Annotated in this window: 20 protein-coding genes; 7 read left to right on the forward strand and 13 right to left on the reverse strand. The window is 60.2% G+C overall.

The window, feature by feature from the left end; all coding sequences use genetic code 11:
- Nucleotides 1–80: 80 nt before the first annotated feature.
- From A6U86_RS31655 to A6U86_RS31665, 3 genes are read right to left on the reverse strand one after another with little or no spacing between them, the layout of a single operon-like run.
- Nucleotides 81–1,139, reverse strand: a complete 1,059-nt coding sequence (locus A6U86_RS31655; protein ID WP_068400233.1) for a 5-(carboxyamino)imidazole ribonucleotide synthase — start codon at nucleotides 1,137–1,139, stop codon at nucleotides 81–83.
- A complete protein-coding gene (gene purE, locus A6U86_RS31660) occupies nucleotides 1,136–1,630 on the reverse strand; it encodes a 5-(carboxyamino)imidazole ribonucleotide mutase (RefSeq protein WP_068400529.1) in 495 nt (164 codons plus the stop codon). Before purE ends, A6U86_RS31655 begins: the two co-directional genes overlap by 4 nt.
- A 19-nt stretch (nucleotides 1,631–1,649) precedes the next feature.
- Entirely contained in the window at nucleotides 1,650–1,853 is a 204-nt protein-coding gene (locus tag A6U86_RS31665) for a YdcH family protein (protein ID WP_068400531.1), read from the reverse strand.
- Nucleotides 1,854–2,085: 232 nt separating this feature from the next.
- Between A6U86_RS31665 and A6U86_RS35050 the strand changes: the two genes are divergently transcribed.
- Complete coding sequence (locus A6U86_RS35050) at nucleotides 2,086–2,259, forward strand: YdcH family protein (RefSeq protein ID WP_077469689.1); 174 nt, start codon at nucleotides 2,086–2,088, stop codon at nucleotides 2,257–2,259.
- 192 nt (nucleotides 2,260–2,451) lie between these two features.
- Here A6U86_RS35050 and A6U86_RS31675 read toward each other — a convergent pair whose 3' ends face one another.
- Nucleotides 2,452–2,712, reverse strand: a complete 261-nt coding sequence (locus A6U86_RS31675; protein WP_034476040.1) for a helix-turn-helix transcriptional regulator — start codon at nucleotides 2,710–2,712, stop codon at nucleotides 2,452–2,454.
- 223 nt (nucleotides 2,713–2,935) lie between these two features.
- On the opposite strand from A6U86_RS31675, the gene A6U86_RS31680 reads away from it, so the two are divergent.
- The 5 genes from A6U86_RS31680 to A6U86_RS31700 all read left to right on the forward strand — a co-directional run bounded on the left by A6U86_RS31680 (nucleotide 2,936) and on the right by A6U86_RS31700 (nucleotide 8,038).
- The gene (locus tag A6U86_RS31680) at nucleotides 2,936–3,589 is read left to right on the forward strand and encodes a thiamine phosphate synthase (RefSeq protein ID WP_068400533.1); all 654 of its coding nucleotides are present in this window, start codon (nucleotides 2,936–2,938) and stop codon (nucleotides 3,587–3,589) included.
- Nucleotides 3,590–3,598: 9 nt separating this feature from the next.
- Nucleotides 3,599–4,828, forward strand: a complete 1,230-nt coding sequence (locus A6U86_RS31685; protein WP_068400239.1) for a tetratricopeptide repeat protein — start codon at nucleotides 3,599–3,601, stop codon at nucleotides 4,826–4,828.
- Nucleotides 4,829–5,020: 192 nt separating this feature from the next.
- On the forward strand, nucleotides 5,021–5,821 hold the full coding sequence (locus A6U86_RS31690; RefSeq protein WP_068400242.1) for an inositol monophosphatase family protein: 801 nt from the start codon (nucleotides 5,021–5,023) through the stop codon (nucleotides 5,819–5,821).
- A gap of 132 nt (nucleotides 5,822–5,953) precedes the next feature.
- Nucleotides 5,954–7,003 carry a flagellar motor protein MotA gene (locus A6U86_RS31695; protein WP_068400534.1) on the forward strand — a complete coding sequence of 350 codons (1,050 nt, stop codon included), beginning with the start codon at nucleotides 5,954–5,956 and terminating at the stop codon, nucleotides 7,001–7,003.
- A 3-nt stretch (nucleotides 7,004–7,006) separates the two neighbouring features.
- Nucleotides 7,007–8,038 carry a peptidoglycan -binding protein gene (locus A6U86_RS31700; RefSeq protein WP_068400245.1) on the forward strand — a complete coding sequence of 344 codons (1,032 nt, stop codon included), beginning with the start codon at nucleotides 7,007–7,009 and terminating at the stop codon, nucleotides 8,036–8,038.
- A gap of 26 nt (nucleotides 8,039–8,064) precedes the next feature.
- On the opposite strand, the gene A6U86_RS31705 is transcribed toward A6U86_RS31700, so the two are convergent.
- The 5 genes from A6U86_RS31705 to A6U86_RS31725 all read right to left on the reverse strand — a co-directional run bounded on the left by A6U86_RS31705 (nucleotide 8,065) and on the right by A6U86_RS31725 (nucleotide 12,648).
- The gene (locus A6U86_RS31705) at nucleotides 8,065–8,637 is read right to left on the reverse strand and encodes a hypothetical protein (protein WP_141683859.1); all 573 of its coding nucleotides are present in this window, start codon (nucleotides 8,635–8,637) and stop codon (nucleotides 8,065–8,067) included.
- 93 nt (nucleotides 8,638–8,730) lie between these two features.
- Nucleotides 8,731–9,963, reverse strand: a complete 1,233-nt coding sequence (locus A6U86_RS31710; RefSeq protein ID WP_068400251.1) for an RNA polymerase sigma factor — start codon at nucleotides 9,961–9,963, stop codon at nucleotides 8,731–8,733.
- A gap of 4 nt (nucleotides 9,964–9,967) precedes the next feature.
- Nucleotides 9,968–10,306 carry a YciI family protein gene (locus A6U86_RS31715; protein WP_068400254.1) on the reverse strand — a complete coding sequence of 113 codons (339 nt, stop codon included), beginning with the start codon at nucleotides 10,304–10,306 and terminating at the stop codon, nucleotides 9,968–9,970.
- A 244-nt stretch (nucleotides 10,307–10,550) separates the two neighbouring features.
- Nucleotides 10,551–10,739, reverse strand: coding sequence for a YegP family protein (locus A6U86_RS31720; RefSeq protein WP_068400257.1), 189 nt, complete (start codon nucleotides 10,737–10,739; stop codon nucleotides 10,551–10,553).
- Between the two features lie 109 nt (nucleotides 10,740–10,848).
- On the reverse strand, nucleotides 10,849–12,648 hold the full coding sequence (locus tag A6U86_RS31725; RefSeq protein WP_068400260.1) for an ABC transporter transmembrane domain-containing protein: 1,800 nt from the start codon (nucleotides 12,646–12,648) through the stop codon (nucleotides 10,849–10,851).
- 192 nt (nucleotides 12,649–12,840) lie between these two features.
- Here A6U86_RS31725 and rpmE point away from each other — a divergent pair, with 192 nt between their 5' ends.
- Nucleotides 12,841–13,062 (forward strand): 50S ribosomal protein L31, encoded by a 222-nt coding sequence (gene rpmE, locus A6U86_RS31730; RefSeq protein ID WP_034503571.1) that lies wholly within the window; start codon nucleotides 12,841–12,843, stop codon nucleotides 13,060–13,062.
- Nucleotides 13,063–13,145: 83 nt separating this feature from the next.
- Here the strand turns inward: rpmE and A6U86_RS31735 are convergent, their stop codons facing one another.
- The 4 genes from A6U86_RS31735 to A6U86_RS31750 all read right to left on the reverse strand — a co-directional run bounded on the left by A6U86_RS31735 (nucleotide 13,146) and on the right by A6U86_RS31750 (nucleotide 17,726).
- Nucleotides 13,146–15,083 carry a translation factor GTPase family protein gene (locus tag A6U86_RS31735; RefSeq protein WP_068400263.1) on the reverse strand — a complete coding sequence of 646 codons (1,938 nt, stop codon included), beginning with the start codon at nucleotides 15,081–15,083 and terminating at the stop codon, nucleotides 13,146–13,148.
- 263 nt (nucleotides 15,084–15,346) lie between these two features.
- On the reverse strand, nucleotides 15,347–15,862 hold the full coding sequence (locus tag A6U86_RS31740; protein WP_068400266.1) for a DUF1465 family protein: 516 nt from the start codon (nucleotides 15,860–15,862) through the stop codon (nucleotides 15,347–15,349).
- A 369-nt stretch (nucleotides 15,863–16,231) separates the two neighbouring features.
- Complete coding sequence (locus tag A6U86_RS31745) at nucleotides 16,232–16,423, reverse strand: DUF1192 domain-containing protein (protein WP_068400269.1); 192 nt, start codon at nucleotides 16,421–16,423, stop codon at nucleotides 16,232–16,234.
- 28 nt (nucleotides 16,424–16,451) lie between these two features.
- Entirely contained in the window at nucleotides 16,452–17,726 is a 1,275-nt protein-coding gene (locus tag A6U86_RS31750) for an MFS transporter (RefSeq protein ID WP_068400536.1), read from the reverse strand.
- Between the last annotated feature and the right edge of the window lie 93 nt (nucleotides 17,727–17,819).

A 17,819-nucleotide genomic window follows, 5' to 3' on the forward strand; every position in this document is an offset into this window, starting at 1 on the left:
GGGCGCGCTCTTTAGGGTGGGGAGCAAATACCCTGTCGCCTGGGGCCTGTCAACCATGTCAGGGCTTTTTCCCACCAGTCTTAACCAAGAAGCTGGGTAACATGCCCCATCTTGCGGCCGGGACGCGCTTCCGTCTTGCCGTAGAGATGCACGAACGCATCGTCAAGGCGCAGCCATTCCGGCAGAGCCAGAATGTCGTCGCCGATCAGATTCGTCATCACACAATCGGAATGCCGTCTGGCACTGCCGAGCGGCAGGCCGGCGACGGCGCGGATGTGCTGCTCGAATTGCGAGATGACGCAGGCCGCCTCTGTCCAGTGGCCGGAATTGTGAACGCGCGGCGCCATTTCGTTGGCGATGAGGCTGCCATCGGCAAGTGCGAAGAACTCGATGCCGATGACGCCGACATAGCCGAGCGCCTCCAGTATTTTCCCCGCTGCCTCGCGCGCCGCCGCGGCTGTTTCATCGGAAATAGCGGCGGGGAGGGTGGAGGTGTGGAGGATGCCGTCTCTATGCACGTTCTCGGCTGGATCGTAACAGGCGATCGTTCCATCGATCCCGCGTGCGGCGATGATGGAAATCTCGCGCTCGAAGGATACGAAGCTTTCGAGAATAAGCGGCACGCCGCCCAGAGCGGCATAGCCACCGGCCGGGCTGTCGGCAGCCGAGCGGTAGACGCGCTGGCCCTTGCCGTCATAGCCTAGGCGGCGGGTCTTCAGCACACCCCGACCGCCGAAATCGGCAAGCGCGGCTTCAAGATCGGCCTGGCTGTCGACGGCATGGAAGCGTGCGGTCGGGATGCCACAGCCATTGATGAAGCGTTTCTCGGTGAGCCTGTCCTGCGCCATTTCCAGCGCCTTCGGCGGCGGATAGACGGGGACCTCAAGTGCAAGCTTTTCCGCGGCGGCAACCGGAACGTTCTCGAACTCGTAGGTCACGACATCGCAGCGCTTCGCCAGTTCGCAGAGTGCTGTCGCATCATCATAGGCGGCAACAACCTGCTCGTTCGCCACTTGTGCGGCCGGACAATTGATCTGCTCTTCGAGGATGATTGTGCGGAAGTTGAGGCGCGCAGCCGCCATGGCCAGCATGCGGCCGAGCTGGCCGCCGCCGATAATGCCGATCGTCTTCTCGGTCATAGGTCGTCCATCGGATATTCAGCAACGGCAGCGCTCTGGCGGGCGCGCCATTCGTCGAGACGGTCGGCGATCTCTTCATCGCTGAGCGCCAGTACGGCGGCGGCAAGCAAGGCGGCATTGACTGCGCCGGCCTTGCCGATCGCCAGCGTTCCGACGGGAATGCCGGCCGGCATCTGCACGATGGAGAGAAGACTGTCCTGTCCGGAGAGCGCGCGAGACTGCACCGGCACGCCGAAGACCGGCAGCGGTGTCATCGAAGCGGCCATGCCCGGCAGGTGGGCGGCGCCGCCGGCCCCGGCAATGATGACCTTGAAACCCTCGTCCCTGGCGCCCTTGGCGAAACTCATCAGCCGATCGGGCGTGCGGTGGGCGGAGATGATGCGCGCATCATAGGTGATTTCAAGCACTTCGAGAGTATCCGCGGCATTCTTCATGGTCTCCCAGTCGGACTGGCTTCCCATGATGATGGCGACAGGCGGTCTTTCAGTCATCATCGGCGCGTTGTGCTCCTCAGGCAATGATGTCGGGGATAATCTGGTCTTCCAGCTTGGTCAGCTTGTCCTTGATGACGAGCTTTTTCTTTTTCATGCGCTGGATGCGAAGGGCGTCGCAGCCCGTCTGGATCATGGCGTTGATCGCGGTATCGTAATCTTCGTGTTCCTGACGCAGCCGCGCCACGATCAGCCTGATTTCCGCCTGTTCCTGATCGGCCATGCTCATTTCCCCAGCATCTCGCGGAATCGCAGTCGTTCCGCCTCATGAATCCCGCAAGCTCCTATCATCAATTGGCGATAACGGGAAGTTATCCTTCATCACGAAATTGCCGCCCATAGGCCACGTTTTCGCCTTCGACAACAGCTTGTTATTATGGCACAGTGAGAGGGTTGACACCTAGGGCCTTGGCAACTGGATGGTCAGGGCGCTCAAAGAGGAAGGAAGGGTCATAATGACTGTTCAAGCTCATCTTGAATCGCTCGAAAAGAAACATGTCGCTCTTGAGGAGGAGCTGCATGTTGCACTGACGTCTCCCTCTATCAATGATATCACGATAGCCGATATCAAACGCAGGAAGCTGCGGGTTAAGGACGAAATCCAACGTCTGCGTTCGCCGGTTCACTGATCGCAACGCTTCCATAAATCAAAAACCATCGATCCTGGCTGGCGACAAGAGCCAGCCGAAAGGTTCTAAGGCAATATGCCGGCCGGGATCGATGGGCATTTCCGCCAAAAACGGATGCGCCAGCTTCATAGCGTCGAAAGTGGGGGTTGGCGCAATTTTCCCGAAAATTTCCAAGTCATTCGCGCGAGCGTTTTAGCTCCAGAATTGATCAAGCCATAGATTGAGCTTGTCAAAGCCGCGGCTGTTGACCGCGTATATGCGTTTCGTGCCTTCATTGGTCACGGAAACCAGATTGCTGTCGAGCAATGCCTTGAGGTGCTGTGACACGGCCGGGCGGCTGATGGGCAGGCCCTGCGCCAGTTCGTTGACCGTTTTGGGTGCGCGGCGCAACTCTTCCAGCAAATAGCGCCGGTTCGGATCCGCGATGGCTGCGAAAGGGTCCATGGTCGACATGGCGAAAAGCTACGTCAAACGCCAGGGTGCGGCAAGTTAATTGTGCGGTGCAGGATATATTGTGCGATAGGGCTGGTTGCAGGCGACTTGGCGCTGCGACCTTTGCCTTCCCCCGGCCAGTTTCGGTCACTGCCCCTTGTCAGACTGGGCTAACGGATTTACTCACGATTGTCGAACCGGTGCGTCATCCCTGACGATGAAGCCCGAAACCATGGAAGATCGCATGACCGTGCCCGAAGATCGTTGCCGCCTCGTTCTCATTGTTCCCGATATCACTGATATAGAGGAGCAGGCGAAGGTCGTTGCCGATGCGCTCAGAGGCGGTGATGTCGCCTCCGTCATCATTCCCCAGTATGGATTGGATGACGGCACGTTCCAGAAGCATGCGGAAAAGCTGGTGCCGATCGTTCAGGCGGCGGGTGCGGCTGCCTTGATTGCCGGCGACAGCCGCGTGGCCGGTCGGGCCAAAGCCGACGGCTTGCATATGACGGGCAACCTTGCCGAGTTTACGGACGCCGTTGAGAAGTTCGTGCCGAAATTGATCGTCGGCGGCGGCAGTGCGACTGAGAGACATACCGCGCTCGAGATCGGCGAGCTTCGGCCCGACTATATTTTCTTCGGTAAGCTGGACGGCGATATCAAGCCCGAAGCGCATCCGAAGAACCTCGCGCTTGGCGAATGGTGGGCATCGATGATCGAGATCCCTTGCATCATCATGGGCGGCACCGATGCAAAATCGGCACTCGAAGTGGCTTTGACGGGAGCGGAATTCGTCGCCTTGCGCGCGGCGGTCTTTGCAGAGCCCGCGAGCGCGGCTTCCATCGTTGCCGAAGTGAATGCGCTTCTCGACGAAAAAGCGCCACGGTTTGAGGATTGATAGCGATTTATGTCGTCAAAGCCTCGATTCCGCCATCAATGCTTTTTTGCCGCGCTCGCAATGGGGCTTGTGGCATTTCCGGTGCTGGCTGCAGCACAAGCGGCAACCGGTGATACGTCGCTGCCTGGCGTCACGACACCGGGGGATAAGGGCGCGGCGCAGACTGGCGACAGTGGGCAATCCGACGATTCCTCAGCCGTGCCGGACGAGGGTGCGCCGCCTGCGAACCAAAGCATCGTAACGCGGCCACTGGGCGCTGATGCCAGCACCTTCAAGACCGAGAAGATTCAGCCGGGCGCCGAGCCCAAGCCCGACGGCGATATCAAGCCGTCCCAGGGCGTCGGCGTATTCGAGCGCATGGGCGCGAAACTGCCGGACCTGCCGCCGGAAAAATCCTTTACCGGCAAGGTCGACGATGCCTATGCCGCTTTTCAGCGCGGATATTATCTGACCGCATTTCAGAGGGCCCTTCCGCGGGCGCAGCTTGGCGATCCCTCCGCGCAAACGCTGATTGCCGAGCTGATGACGCAAGGCTTGGGCGTGAGGCGTGACACCAAGGACGCCGCCTTCTGGTACAGCAAGGCAGCCGAGGGTGGCGATGCGACCTCCATGTTCAAATACGCGCTGATCCTGATGGAAGGGCGCGACGTACCGCGCGACCAGAAGAAGGCCGACGAATGGATGAGGAAGGCTGCCGCGGCCGGACAGGCTTCCGCCGAATTCAACGTTGCGCAGATGCTGACGGCCGAAAATCCCGGGCTGAAGGGATTGCAGCTGGCGCTTCCCTATTATGAAAAATCCGCCGAGCAGGGCATTGCCGACGCACAATATGCGGTCTCGCAGCTCTACCTCAATCTTCCGGACCTGCCGCCGGAAAAGAAGTCGCGGGCTCGCGAATGGCTGTCGCGCGCGGCCAATGCCGGCTTTGACACCGCGCAGCTCGACATGGGTGTCTGGCTGATCAACGGCACCGGCGGCAAGCAGGACCTCGAAAACGGCTTCAACTGGATGCGGGTCGCCGCCTATCGCGGCAATGTCGTCGCGCAAAACAAGCTGGCGCATCTCTATATCAATGCCATCGGCACCAAGCAGGACCCCGTGGCCGCAGCCACCTGGTATGTCATTTCCCGGCGCGCCGGATTGAAGGATCCGGACCTTGAGGATTTCTATCAGGGTATCGAGGATTTCCAGCAGAAGGCCGCCATCGACGCCGCCAATAAATATCGCCGGGCACACTAGCTGCAGGTGCGAAACCGGTCTTATTGAGGGTGATGCGGCGCCAGTTTGCACGCCTCATCGCCTCGCCACTTGAAATTCCCCCGATTTTATGGTCTTGAGGCCGCCAATCTTTTATGTGCGCTGACGCTCCCGCTCCGCCGGGGCCTGATTTCGGGTCCGGTCAGCACCTTCTGCATTACCCAAGGAAATTCGATGGCCCGTTCAGCTCTTCTCAATGTCATGGTTCAGGCTGCCCTCAAGGCAGGCAAGTCGCTCAGCCGCGATTTCGGCGAGGTGCAGAACCTGCAGGTTTCGGTGAAGGGACCGGGCGATTTCGTCAGCCAGGCCGACCTCAAGGCGCAGAAGATCATCCGCGACGAGCTGCTGAAGGCCCGCCCGACCTATGGTTTCCTTGGCGAAGAAGGCGAAGAGATCAAGGGAACGGACGGCGCGCATCGCTGGATCGTCGATCCGCTCGACGGCACGACCAACTTCCTGCACGGCATTCCGATGTTTGCCGTATCGATCGCGCTGGAGCGCAACGGTGAAATCGTCGCCGGCGTTACCTTCAATCCGGCAACGGATGAGCTTTACACGGCCGAGCGTGGCGGTGGCGCCTTCCTCAACGATCGCCGCCTGCGTGTAGCCTCCCGCCGCGTGCTGTCGGATAGCGTCATCGGCTGCGGCGTTCCGCATCTCGGACGCGGCAATCACGGCAAGTTCCTCGTCGAACTGCGCCACGTGATGGGCGAGGTTGCCGGTGTTCGCCGCGTCGGCTCCGCATCGCTCGATCTTGCCTATGTGGCGGCCGGCCGTTTCGATGGTTTCTGGGAAACGGGCCTGTCTCCCTGGGACATGGCAGCTGGCATCCTGCTCATTCGCGAAGCCGGCGGCTTTGTCTCCGACTTCAATGGCGGAACCGATATGCTGGACACCAGCTCGATCATCTGTGGCAACGAGCATATCCAGAAGGCGCTTGCCGAAGTCGTCAAGCGGCCGATCCCGGCAAAGTAAAGCCGCCTTTCACTGTCTTTCACACAGTAAAACAGTCTGTTGCCAACGGGCTGTTTTGTGCTTTCCGTCTCTTCAATTCGGCGCAATGTTGCTCTAGTCTCCGCTGCGGAAAATGCGGCGGCGGAGCGTATGATGGAAAATGTGAAACTGGCGGATCTGGGATCGACAGACAATGTGTCGGGCAGCTACGCCTACAAGCTCTCAAGCCCCATGGCTTTCTTCTGGACGATGGTGCTTTTCCTGATCATCGTCGGCTTCATCGTCGCCATCCTGTTCCGGCAGGCTCAGGTCGCCTTCCTGCACAACCCGGGTCTCAACGGCCTGATCCTCGGTGTTCTTGCCGTCGGCATCCTCCTGGTTTTCAACCATGTGCTGATGCTGCGACCCGAAGTTCGCTGGTTCAACCATTTTCGCGCCGTCGGCAATTCCGCCGACAAGGTCGGCCGCAGTCCCCGGCTTCTGGCGCCGATGAGCGCATTGCTTGGCAACCGCCGCGCCATGCAGCTATCGACCGCGACCTTGCGCTCCATTCTCGACTCGATCGCCACGCGCCTCGACGAATCGCGCGATACTTCGCGCTATCTCATCGGCCTTCTCGTCTTCCTCGGCCTTCTCGGTACCTTCTGGGGTCTGATCGGGACGATCGGCTCGATCAACGACGTTATCCAGGGCCTCGATGCCGGCACGGGCGACAGCGGCGATATTCTGAGCGCGCTGAAATCCGGCCTCTCCGGCCCGCTTGTGGGCATGGGCACGGCTTTCTCGTCCTCGCTGCTCGGCCTTTCCGGCTCGCTGATCCTCGGCTTCCTCGATCTGCAGGCCGGGCGCGCGCAGAACCGTTTCTACACCGAGCTCGAAAACTGGCTCTCTTCCGTCACCGATGTCGGCTCCGATCTGGCGCCGGTCATGAGCGGCAGTGCAGACGGGGCCTCTTCGGAGGATGTGCGGGCACTGTCGGATTATCTGCGCAAGATCGCAGACGAGGGCGGTGGACAGCGTTCGGTGACGGCGATGGCGAACCTTGCCGAGGGTATTCAGGGCCTGGTCAAGAACATGCGCAACGAGCAACAGATGCTGCGCGACTGGATCGAAGCGCAGCAGGAAGAGGCGAAATCCATGCGCCGGACGCTCGATCGTCTTGCCGATCGCATCGGCCATGCCGAGAAGACCGGGAGCAAGTAACCCATGGGGCTCGCCCGCAACCGACGTCACCAGAGAACGGTGGACTATTGGCCTGGCTTCGTCGATGCGCTGTCGACATTGCTGATGGCGATCATGTTCCTGCTGACGGTTTTCGTCGTCGGCCAATTCATTCTAAGCCGTGAGATTTCCGGCCGTGATGAAGTGCTCACCCGGTTGAACAGCCGCATCAACGATCTTGTCGAGCAGCTGGCACTGGAAAAGAACGGCAAGCAGGATCTCGAGGATACGGTTGCCAATCTGCAGGCATCGCTGTCATCGGCTGAGAGCGAACGTTCGCGCCTGCAGGCACTGCTCGCCACCGGCTCCGGCAACAGCCAGGCGGCCGAGGCGCGCGCAGGCACGCTCTCGCAGCAGCTCGACGAGCAGAAGCAGGCAAGCGCCCGGGCCCTGAGCCAGGTCGATCTTCTCAACCAGCAGATTGCCGCTCTGCGCAGCCAGATCGCCGCAGTCGAGGCCGCGCTTCAGGCGTCGGAGTCGAAGGATCAGTCGTCGCAGGTGAAGATTGCCGATCTCGGGCGGCGCCTGAACGTGGCGCTGGCGCAACGGGTGCAGGAACTGAACCGCTATCGCTCCGACTTCTTCGGGCGGTTACGGGAAATCCTTTCCGACCGCGACAATATCCGCATCGTCGGTGACCGCTTCGTGTTCCAGTCCGAAGTGTTGTTCCCGTCAGGCGCCGCGGATCTCAATCCGGCCGGTCAGGCGGAAATGGCCAAGCTCGCTGCAGCACTCATCGATCTCGCCAAGGAAATCCCGCCTGAGATCAACTGGGTGCTGCGTGTCGACGGTCATACCGACAATGTGCCGCTGTCGGGCAATGGCCGCTATGCGGACAACTGGGCGCTCTCTTCAGCGCGCGCCATTGCCGTCGTGAAATTCCTGATCGCGCAGGGCGTTCCCGCCGACAGGCTCGTCGCCGCCGGCTTCGGCGAATTCCAGCCGATCGCACCTGGCGATACGCCTGAGGCACGCGCCACCAACCGGCGCATCGAGCTGAAACTGACTGAGAAGTAGTGTGCGGCGGCCCAGAGCTGGCTCAATCAGCTGGCGCGATGGATCTTAATGATCTCGGGAGCCGCAGCATCCATGAACATATAGGCCCGGCCAAGCAGCGCTTGCTTACCGAAGTCGTCGAACTTGTTCGGTCCTTGCGGTGTGATCAGCACTTCCGATTCCGCTAGCCCTTCAAGGTGATGCTGCTCTATTTCTGGCCAATGCGCCCGTGCGACGTCATGTAGCACGACGTTCATCGCTGGGTGATTGTAGCGGACCAGAATGTTGCCATCGTCCATCGACAGCGGATTCATATCGGGATGAGAGTTAAAGATGGTGGAGAGAGTCGTCAGCGAGAATGACTTGGCATCTTTGTCGTTTAACCCCTGCTTCAACACGACACAGGTGCCATTGCCGAAGACTGAAAAGTCGCGCTTCCCGTCCAAATAATAGGAGATTCGCTCTATTATCTTGTCGGTTGGCTGCCGAAAGGACGGTTTCCACTGCGGAACCGGCGGAAAGTTCTCCTTTTTCGTCACTGCGGCGTGACCTTTGCCAACACCGACTAAAGCAAGCGCGATGAAAGCAACGGATCCGGTGACAAAGGAACGTCGATGCACTTTCCTATCCCTTCGTTTGTGTCGTATCCTTCTATGCAATTGTTTACATTAGGTTGTAATATGCCGTCTAGACATTCGACAAGCTAAGAGCGATCAGAGGGCAATTAGCTTCTTCTGCAACCAATCGCGTACAACATTGCTCTCGCTCAAGCCGATTGCCATCCGGTAGGCCGCGACGGCACCTTTCGTATCCCCCGCCTCGGCTAGCAGATGCGCACGCACCGCCCAATAGGGCTGGTAGCTGTTGAAATCGCGCTCGGCCATCTCATTCAGATGACGTAATCCGACCGCCGGACCATGCACCCTGCCTGTGACGGCTGCGTGGCTGACACGGGCGCCGACGGTCGGTTTCATGATCACGAGCGCCTCATAGAGCTTGGCCAGGGCCGACCAGTCGGTGATACCAGAGCGTCGTCGGTCGGCATGTACGGATTGAATGGCGGCCTGGCACTGGAACGGGCCGAAATGGCCGGATGCTCCGGCTTGCCGCAACAGCCTGTCGGCCTCGGCGATCATTTCGGCATCCCAGAGAGCCGTATCCTGCTCGTCGAGGGGGACATATTGTCCGTCAGCGTCACGCCGAGCTCCGCGGCGGGACTCGCTATAAAGCATCAGCGACAGCAAGCCAGCGGCTTCCGGCTCCTGGGGCAGGATCGCGAGCAGCGTGCGGCCGAGCCAGATGGCCTCATCCGCGAGATGGCCTTGCTTGCTGGTCTCGCCATCCACCCCGTCCCAACCGAGGCCATAGGCGGCATAGATTGCTGAGAGCACGCTCTCCAACCGCTCTGGCAACACGGATCGGTCCGGAACGACGAAAGGGATGTGCGCGTCGCGGATCTTGAGTTTTGCCCGTACCAGCCGTTGGCTCATGGCCTGCGGTGAGACAAGGAAGGCCTTGGCGATGGTCGCTGCATCGACGGCAAGCACGGTCTGCAGCATCAGCGGCGTGTGAGCGGATCGATCAAGAGCCGGATGGGTGCAGACGAAGAGGAGCTTCAGGCGCTCGTCGGGGAACGCGGGGTGATCAGCATTCATTCGCTCCTCCGCTTCATCAAAGGCAATCATGATCCTGTCCCGCGCCGCGCTGCGGACATTCTCGTGCCTGGCCCGGCGCAAAAGGTTATGCCTTGCAGCAACCAGCAGCCACGCTTCCGGATTGTCGGGAATGCCCCGCCCCGGCCAGGTTGTCAGCGCTGCGGTAATGGCATCCGACAAGGCATCCTCGGCGGCCGGCACATCGCGGAAGCGCGCGGCGAGAAAGGCGATCAGCTTGCCGTAGGATTGACGCGCCGCCTGTTCGGCAGCGCGTCGGGCATCTGACGTCATGGCGCTACATCTGCAGTCGCGGTCGCACCTCGACCGATCCCTCCTGGGAGATGGGCACGCGCACGGCCCATTCCAGAGCGGCGTCGAGATCTGGCACGTCGATCAGGTAGATGCCGCCAAGCTGTTCCTTGCCCTCGGGGAAGGGGCCGTCCTGCACATCGTGATCTTCGCCGCGGCGGCGGACGACCGTTGCCGTTTCCGGCCGCGTCAATCCCGCGCCACCGGTCATGATGCCGGCCTGGACGAGTGCCTGCGTGTAGGCAGCCCAGCCGTTCCTGTAGGCCGGATCTTCGCGGCGGTTAAAATCCTCGGCCGATTCTCGGATGATCAAAGCATATTGCATGAGACAACTCCCACTTCCTTTGTTGATGGTAGCCGGGCAGGCGCAGCGTCTGAAAATTGAATTCTAGACCATGCGGGCTTGCCGGCGAAACGACTTCAGGCCGCTTCGATGGAATGAGCCGCGAGACCAGACGAATTCGACAGTTGTGGGAGGATTTCTTGAAATTTATTGTTCAACAAGCAAAACGGCCGGCACGCTCAAATGCGACCGGCCGGTCTTTATAGCAAATGCTTGGCGCGAAGCCTCAGGCGGTCGCGATGGTCTGGTCGTCGATGACGGCGCCGCCAACGTGAGCCTTGATCGATTCGATAGCATGCAGAGCAGAAGCTTTCGCCTTGTAGCCTTCGGACCCGAACATGGTTTCGCCGTTCGAGGCTTTGAAGCGGAAGCGAAATTCTCCGGCCTTGTCCTTGTAGACTTCAAATTTATACATGGTTCTCGTCTCCTAGAATCGCGTCAGCGTGGGATAACGTTGAAAATCTAGCGCAACTTCGAACTTATTTCTACAAGGTTGTATACGACGCGATTTAACTCGGTTCGCGCTACTTCGCGATGAGCATGCGCTCCTCGATGCCGGCATCGAATTGCAGACGCGCGAGCTTGGCATAGATACCGCCGTGGCGGATCAAGCCCTGATGCGTACCCTCCTCGACGATGCGGCCGTGATCCAGCACCAGGATGCGGTCGGCCTTCAGCACGGTCGCCAGGCGATGGGCGATAACGAGGGTAGTGCGCGTTTCCATCAAGCCTTCGAGCGCCTTCTGGACGAGCGTTTCACTCTCGGCGTCCAGAGCAGATGTCGCCTCGTCGAGCAGAAGGATCGGCGCATTCTTGAGGATGGCGCGGGCAATGGCGATGCGCTGGCGCTGGCCGCCGGAGAGCGTGACGCCACGTTCGCCCACCTGCGTGTCGTATCCTTCTTCGAGGCGGGCGATGAACTCGTCTGCCTGCGCGGCGATCGCGGCGGCGCGGACCTCCTCACGGGAGGCGCCGGGGCGGCCGAAGGCGATGTTATCATGGATCGAATTGGCGAAGATCGTTGTGTCCTGTGGCACGATGGCAATGCGCTCACGCAATGCCTCGGGCACAACCTGGCTGATATCAACGCCATCAACGGTGATAGCACCCTGCTGTGGATCATAGAAGCGCAGCAATAGCGAAAAGATCGTGCTTTTGCCGGCACCCGAGGCACCGACGATCGCCACCGTTTCGCCTGATGTGACCGAGAAGGATAATCCGTGCAGCGCCGATCTGTTCGGCCGTGACGGATAGGAGAAATGGGTGTCGGAGAATTCGACCTGACCATGCGGTGCCGGCAAGGGCAGGGGATTGGGCGGGGCAGCGATCGGGGAGACTTCGGCAAGCAACTCGCCGAGCCGATCGGCAGCACCTGCTGCCTGTGACAGCTCGCCCCAGACTTCCGACAGCGAACCGAGCGAAGTGCCGGCGATGACGGAATAAAGCAGGAACTGGCCGAGCGTTCCGGCGGACATCGTGCCGGCAAGCACGTTTTCCGCGCCAACCCAGAGAACGGCGACAATGCTGCCGAAGACCATGGCAATGGCAAAGCCCGTCAGCAGCGAGCGGGATTTGATTGCCGCGCGTGCCGCCTGATAGGCGTCCTCGACTGCCGAGCCATAGTGCCGAGAGGCGGCATCCTCGCCATTATAGGCCTGTATGGTGCGGTTGGCCGCGATGGTCTCGTTTGCATAGGCCGATGCCTGCGCCAGCGTATCCTGGGCGGCGCGGGAGCGCTTGCGCACCGAGCGGCCGAAACTCACCAAGGGCAACACGATGATGGGGATTGCGATCAGCACGATGCTCGACAGTTTCGGGCTGGTGAAGATCATCATCACCATGGCGCCGAGACAGAGGATGAGATTGCGCAGCGCCACCGAAGCGGTCGCGCCGACTGCCGACTTGATCTGCGTCGTATCCGCCGTCAGCCGCGAGACGATCTCGCCGGACTGGTTGACGTCGAAGAAGGAGGGCGACAGCCGCGTCACATGATCGAAGACTTCACGGCGCAGATCGGAGACGATGCGTTCGCCGATCGTGATGACGAAGTAGTAGCGCAGTGCGCTCGCCGCAGCCAGAATGAGCGCCATGGCCATGATGGCGATGAAATAGCTGTCGATCAGGCCGCGATCGGCGGCATCGAAGCCGTGATCGATCATGCGCCGCACGGCGATCGGCAGAGCGAGCGAGGTGACGGCGGCGATGACCAGCGCAATAATCGCGCCTGCCACCATGCCCCGGTATCTCTTGAGATAGGGTGTCAGTCGCCCAAGGGGTCGGATAGACCTGTTTGTTTTTTCTTCTGCGCGGCCAATTTCCGACAAGTCTTCTCCAATCCCCATCTCAGCAAGGGACTTGACGTTTTCGCCCCTTGTTATCCCTGCTGCCTTCATGTATAGGCACGCCATCTTAATTGGAAGCCGTGGCCTAACCGGACTGCGGCTTCATTTATTCAATCGGTTCGGTTGCCGCAATGCCTTGCGACAAATGGACCCTGCCATGACAGGAAGATTGTTATGAAGGCGAACATCCATCCCGACTACCACACCATCAAGGTAGTCATGACCGACGGCACCGAATATGAAACCCGCTCGACCTGGGGTTCTGAAGGCGCTGTCATGAATCTCGAAATCGACAGCAAGTCCCATCCGGCCTGGACGGGCGGCAATCAGCAGATGATGGACCGTGCCGGTCGCGTTTCGAAGTTCAACAAGCGCTTCGGCGGTCTCGGCATCTAATCGCATCGCGATTTGTTGTTTTGAAAAAAGCCCGGTTTCGCCGGGCTTTTTTGCGTCTGTCCGCTAGGCTCTTGCCCGGCAAGTCATCGCAGCCGCTGCAGATAGTCGGCGCGCTCGAATGGATTGGCATTCGAGCGTTTGCGCCGGCGGGGCGGGCCTGCGGTTGGGGCATAATGGTCGAACGCATGATCCAATGTGCCCGTTCCGCTTGAGAGCCCCGGCAGCTGCTTTTGAATGCCTTGGATCATCGCAGACGCCACCGTGCCTTCCAGCCGTGCCACGCCAGCCGAGATCACCGATTCCCTCGTCGATGCGCCGGATTTCGCGAGCAGGGTCGATACTCCCGTCAATGCCGTTGTCGGTATCTCGAGATGGAAGCGGTCGATCGGCTCGCACACGATCGTTTGAGCGGCAGAGAAAGCGGCGGCCAATACCAAAGGTGTCAGCCGTCGAAAGTCCACGGCCGTGGTTGCCGGCGAGGTCTGGCGTGCGGCGGTCATGGCAACGTGGCAATCGATGACTTGCCAGCCAAAGATGCCTTCCTTGAGCGTTTCGAAAACCGCCTCTTCGACGGCTCGATAGAAGCTTGCGGGCATCTGCCCGACGTCCACTTCCACGGCAAAGCTGTTGCCTGTCCCCTGTGGCCGCGGTTCGACCCGCAAGCCAACCGTCGCAAGAAAAGGATTGGGCTCCCTGAATATGATCTCAATGCCGCTGCCCGTTCCGACAGGCCTTTCGGCGTAGATAATCGTGCTTTCCTCGAAGACGGCGTCCAGCCCGAAATCATTTGCCAGGGTTGCCTGGATGACTTCCTTTTGCACCTCTCCGTAAAGCGAGACGGATATCTCCGATGCATCCTCGTTGGTGCGCAGATTGATGAGCGGGTCCTGGTCGGCCAATTGCATGAGTGCCAGCCACAGCGCCGCCGTGTCGGCGGGGCGGGATGGACGGACCCGGGTTTCCAGGGTCGGGGGCGAAAAATGCAGTTTGCTGGCGGATGAGCCTTCGCTGCCGATGTCATCGCCAATCTGAGCATTCGTCAGCCCGCCAATTCTGGCAATGCGCCCGGCACCGACATGCGTGACCTTGTCGATCCGGCCATTGCTGAAAACCTGGATACTGTTCACCTTTGCCTGGCCCTTCGGCAGATCGAGGTGGTCCCGGAGGGCGATCGTGCCGGAGGTCAGGCATAGATAGGCCAGCTTTTCGCCGCCCCATCCGCGCTCGATCTTGAAGATCTTGCCGCTGACCGGCCCGTCCGGGTCGGGCTTGCGGCTCGGCAGCAAGGTCGCAATAGCTGAGATCAGGGCGGGCACGCCGGCGCCGCTCATGGCGACCCCGGCAAAGGCGGGATGCACCAGCCCGCGTGCGACCTGATCTGCCAGGGCATGTTCAAGCCTCGGAGCGGTCAACCGATCCGGCGATAGAACATAATCGTCCACTATCGCTTCGTCGCTGGCTGCCAGGGCTTCGCAGAGAGCTGACCAATACGGTTCTTGCGCCATATCGATAGCCGTGATCTCGGCTTGCTTGCTGCCGGCATTACGAATGGCCGACATTGCAATGGGGCGTGCCGACAACTGACTCTCTATGTCGTCAAGGACTTCGGCATAGCGTGCGCCAAGGCGATCGACCTTGTTGATGAAAAACAGAAATGGGACCCCGAGCTGCCGCAATGCCCGGACCAATACGCGGGTCTGCGGCTGGACACCCTCCACGGCCGAGACAACCACGACTGCTGCATCAAGCAATCGCAGCACGCGCTCGACCTCGGCGATGAAGTCGGGGTGACCGGGCGTGTCGATCAGGTTTACGATCAGGTCGCCGATCGTAAACGACACCACCGCGGCCGCGATGGTGATGCCACGCTGCCGTTCGAGTTCGAGGCTGTCGGTCTGTGTGTTGCCGCTATCGACGCTGCCGAGTTTGTCGATGACGCCGATGTCAAAAAGGAGTCGTTCCGTAAGGCTAGTCTTGCCTGCGTCTACATGGGCCAGAATGCCCAGATTCAATGTGCGCATATCTCATCATCTTCTCAGAATTTCGGATTTGATTTTCGTGAGAAGTGAGTCGGCGCATTGGGACCTCCACATTGATTTCGGCTTGCCTTCCTCTCCATTTTTGAGAGGAAAACACCGCTATTTCTACAGGTGCCTCAAGGAGCCCGTCAAGCGCAGGCCGTTGGCTGCCTCGGGATCGAGGCGCACGTCCTGGGGTCAGGCCAAAGAAAAACCGGCCGTGCAAGGCACGACCGGTTGAAGTCCGTTGCCGATTCTCGGTCGGCTCAATTGGTTCCGAAAGCGGTCTGCAGCAGGGTGAGCTGCGCCTTGACGCTGTTCTGGTTGTCCGGAACGATCGCCGGTTCCGTCGGGCGGTAAATCTCGCGGTCGAGCAGGGCGACGCGGTTCTGCAGGCGAAGGGAGCGCTCGACGAGGTCGCGGAAGGATTCCGGCAGGTCGTTCCAGCCGGGCGCGGTGCGGTCGACGTTGAAGCCGTCGAGACGAACCTTGTTCTTCTCGGCCAAGACCTGATCGCGGGACATTTCACCATTGTTGACGGCGCGCTGCAGCAGCAGCCAGGAGGCCATCTGCATCAGGCGGGTCGTCAGCCGCATGGATTCGGCGGCGTAGAGCACGGAGGCCATGCGCGGCAGAACCTTCGATGCGGCGCGGCCCTGACCGTCGAGATAACCCGCGGTTTCCTCGACCAGCGACATGCCCTCGGAATACAGCGCCCTGAACTGTGCCGACGATGCGGCGTGGCCAGCAAAGCTGATCGTGTTCAACCCAAGTTCCGACATTGAATAAATCCCTGCTTCACGCAACACTTTTGTTCAGGAAAAGCCGGTCAAGTCCCTAAGAGCTTTCGGCATCCGCTTTTATGACTTTAGGATGGTGTTTTTAACTGAAATTCGCAAGGCGATTCTTAAGAAAGGGTTAATCTCCACAGTTTCGTCGGGAATGCCGATACACGACAAAAAAGAAGAGCCGCAAAAGCGGCTCTCAAGGTAAAACAGGGAGAAAAATCAGACCAATTCGCCAAGTGGAGGAACTGTCTGAGTCCAGAGCGAATCTGGATGATCCTAGTAATAAGTCGTAAAGCTTAATATTCTGTTGAGCATGTCTCAATCTTAAGCTTGTCATCCTCGATCCAGCGCCGGCAGTGGGCCTCAGAAACGAAAGAGGCTTTCCGCCGCCTTGCGGCCGGATGCCTTGGTGGCGATTTCCTCTTCCAGCCTGGCGATCTCGCGGTTGAGCAAGGCTATGCGGTTTTTCAGCTCGTCAACCGACAGTAACGACAGGTCGCTGCCGATCTCATGTGCCGAGGGCTGCTGCGGACGATCATCGTCGAAAATGCTCATTTCGGCTCCTCCATGTCCCTGAAAGGGATCAGGTGCCGTAATTTACAGTTATATCGTCCTTTTTTGAAGTCTCGCTTCGTGCGAGCGACATGCTCTCCGGCGTGATCATCTGTGCGTTGGCTGACGGCATGGTCGTATAGGCGTCGCGATCACCCGCGGGCCTTGCGGCGCGGCGGCGGCTGCGGAAGATGGAATAGGCCGTTATCAGCACGTGGGCGATGGCCGTGAGGAAGAAAAGCGAATAGGGGCCGACGGAGGACATGACCGGTCCGCCGAGCGTCGGGCCGATGATCGTGCCGATGCCATAGAGCAGCAGCAGGCCGCCGGAAACCTTGACGAAGTCCTCGGGTGCGGCGAAGTCGTTGGCATGGGCGACGGCGATCGGATAGAGCGTGTTGGCAACCGCGCCGTAGACAACCACCATGCCGATGAGGAAGTATGGGCTTGCGGGTTTCAGCAGGAAGAGCAGCAGACCGTCGAGAGCCGCGACGGCAGCCATGCCCGCCAGCACATAGCGGCGGTCGATGCGATCCGACAGGCGGCCCGCCGGCAGCTGCATCACGGCGCCGGCAAAAATGGTCAAGCTCATCATCAGCGCGATATCGCTCTCCGAAAGGCCAGCCTTGGAGCCGAAGACGGCGCCGAGCGTGCCGTAGGCGCCATTGGCGATGCCGACCAGCAGGATGCCGAGCGAGGCGACCGGCGAATTTCGATAGAGCGCCTTCAAATCGAGGCTGACGGCCTTGAGCGGCTGCGGCGAGGCGGCCGTCGACAGCGTCGTCGGCAGCATGGCGATGCAATAGCAGATGCCGCAGAACATGAAGAGGATGGGCGTGTGAATGTCGGCAAACGGCACCATCATCTGGCCGGCGACGGCGCCGATCAGCGTGATGCCGATATAGAGCGAAAAGATCGCGCCGCGGCTCTCGTTGGTGGCTCGCTCGTTCAGCCAGCTTTCGATGATCATCGAGGTGCCGGCGGTGCAGAAGCCGGTGACGGCACGCAGCGCCACCCACCAGGTTGCGTCGACGACGATGCCGGTCAGCAATGCGATGATGGCGATGACGGAGATGAAGCCCGAAAAGGCGCGGACATGGCCGATGCGCCGGACCAGCTTCGGGGCCGTGAGGCAACCGAGGACGAAGCCGGTCGCCCAGGTTGTGCCGAGCAGGCCGAGCGTCGTGGTCGCATAGCCTTCCGCCGTGCCGCGCATCGGCAGCAGCAGGCTATGCAGGCCGTTTCCCGTAAACAGGAAGAGGGTGCCGAACAGCAGGGCCAATACGGGCAAAATATTTCTTTTCATGCTCCCCACCTTCATGCGGATCCGCTTGAGGACCCGATAAGACAGGAATCCCCTCCTGCCCGTCTTCGCTATTGATTGTGTCCCGGATTGCCG

The organism is Rhizobium sp. AC27/96 (genome assembly GCF_001692325.1).
Classification (GTDB): Bacteria; Pseudomonadota; Alphaproteobacteria; order Rhizobiales; family Rhizobiaceae; genus Rhizobium.

What these genes read in the sequence shown, in the direction of transcription:
- A6U86_RS31655 (WP_068400233.1), bottom strand. Translation starts at nt 1,139, where the DNA reads ATGACCGAGAAGACGATCGGCATTATCGGCGGCGGCCAGCTCGGCCGC.
- purE (WP_068400529.1), bottom strand. Translation starts at nt 1,630, where the DNA reads ATGACTGAAAGACCGCCTGTCGCCATCATCATGGGAAGCCAGTCCGAC.
- A6U86_RS31665 (WP_068400531.1), bottom strand. Translation starts at nt 1,853, where the DNA reads ATGGCCGATCAGGAACAGGCGGAAATCAGGCTGATCGTGGCGCGGCTG.
- A6U86_RS35050 (WP_077469689.1), top strand. Translation starts at nt 2,086, where the DNA reads ATGACTGTTCAAGCTCATCTTGAATCGCTCGAAAAGAAACATGTCGCT.
- A6U86_RS31675 (WP_034476040.1), bottom strand. Translation starts at nt 2,712, where the DNA reads ATGTCGACCATGGACCCTTTCGCAGCCATCGCGGATCCGAACCGGCGC.
- A6U86_RS31680 (WP_068400533.1), top strand. Translation starts at nt 2,936, where the DNA reads ATGACCGTGCCCGAAGATCGTTGCCGCCTCGTTCTCATTGTTCCCGAT.
- A6U86_RS31685 (WP_068400239.1), top strand. Translation starts at nt 3,599, where the DNA reads ATGTCGTCAAAGCCTCGATTCCGCCATCAATGCTTTTTTGCCGCGCTC.
- A6U86_RS31690 (WP_068400242.1), top strand. Translation starts at nt 5,021, where the DNA reads ATGGCCCGTTCAGCTCTTCTCAATGTCATGGTTCAGGCTGCCCTCAAG.
- A6U86_RS31695 (WP_068400534.1), top strand. Translation starts at nt 5,954, where the DNA reads ATGGAAAATGTGAAACTGGCGGATCTGGGATCGACAGACAATGTGTCG.
- A6U86_RS31700 (WP_068400245.1), top strand. Translation starts at nt 7,007, where the DNA reads ATGGGGCTCGCCCGCAACCGACGTCACCAGAGAACGGTGGACTATTGG.
- A6U86_RS31710 (WP_068400251.1), bottom strand. Translation starts at nt 9,963, where the DNA reads ATGACGTCAGATGCCCGACGCGCTGCCGAACAGGCGGCGCGTCAATCC.
- A6U86_RS31715 (WP_068400254.1), bottom strand. Translation starts at nt 10,306, where the DNA reads ATGCAATATGCTTTGATCATCCGAGAATCGGCCGAGGATTTTAACCGC.
- A6U86_RS31720 (WP_068400257.1), bottom strand. Translation starts at nt 10,739, where the DNA reads ATGTATAAATTTGAAGTCTACAAGGACAAGGCCGGAGAATTTCGCTTC.
- rpmE (WP_034503571.1), top strand. Translation starts at nt 12,841, where the DNA reads ATGAAGGCGAACATCCATCCCGACTACCACACCATCAAGGTAGTCATG.
- A6U86_RS31735 (WP_068400263.1), bottom strand. Translation starts at nt 15,083, where the DNA reads ATGCGCACATTGAATCTGGGCATTCTGGCCCATGTAGACGCAGGCAAG.
- A6U86_RS31740 (WP_068400266.1), bottom strand. Translation starts at nt 15,862, where the DNA reads ATGTCGGAACTTGGGTTGAACACGATCAGCTTTGCTGGCCACGCCGCA.
- A6U86_RS31745 (WP_068400269.1), bottom strand. Translation starts at nt 16,423, where the DNA reads ATGAGCATTTTCGACGATGATCGTCCGCAGCAGCCCTCGGCACATGAG.
- A6U86_RS31750 (WP_068400536.1), bottom strand. Translation starts at nt 17,726, where the DNA reads ATGAAAAGAAATATTTTGCCCGTATTGGCCCTGCTGTTCGGCACCCTC.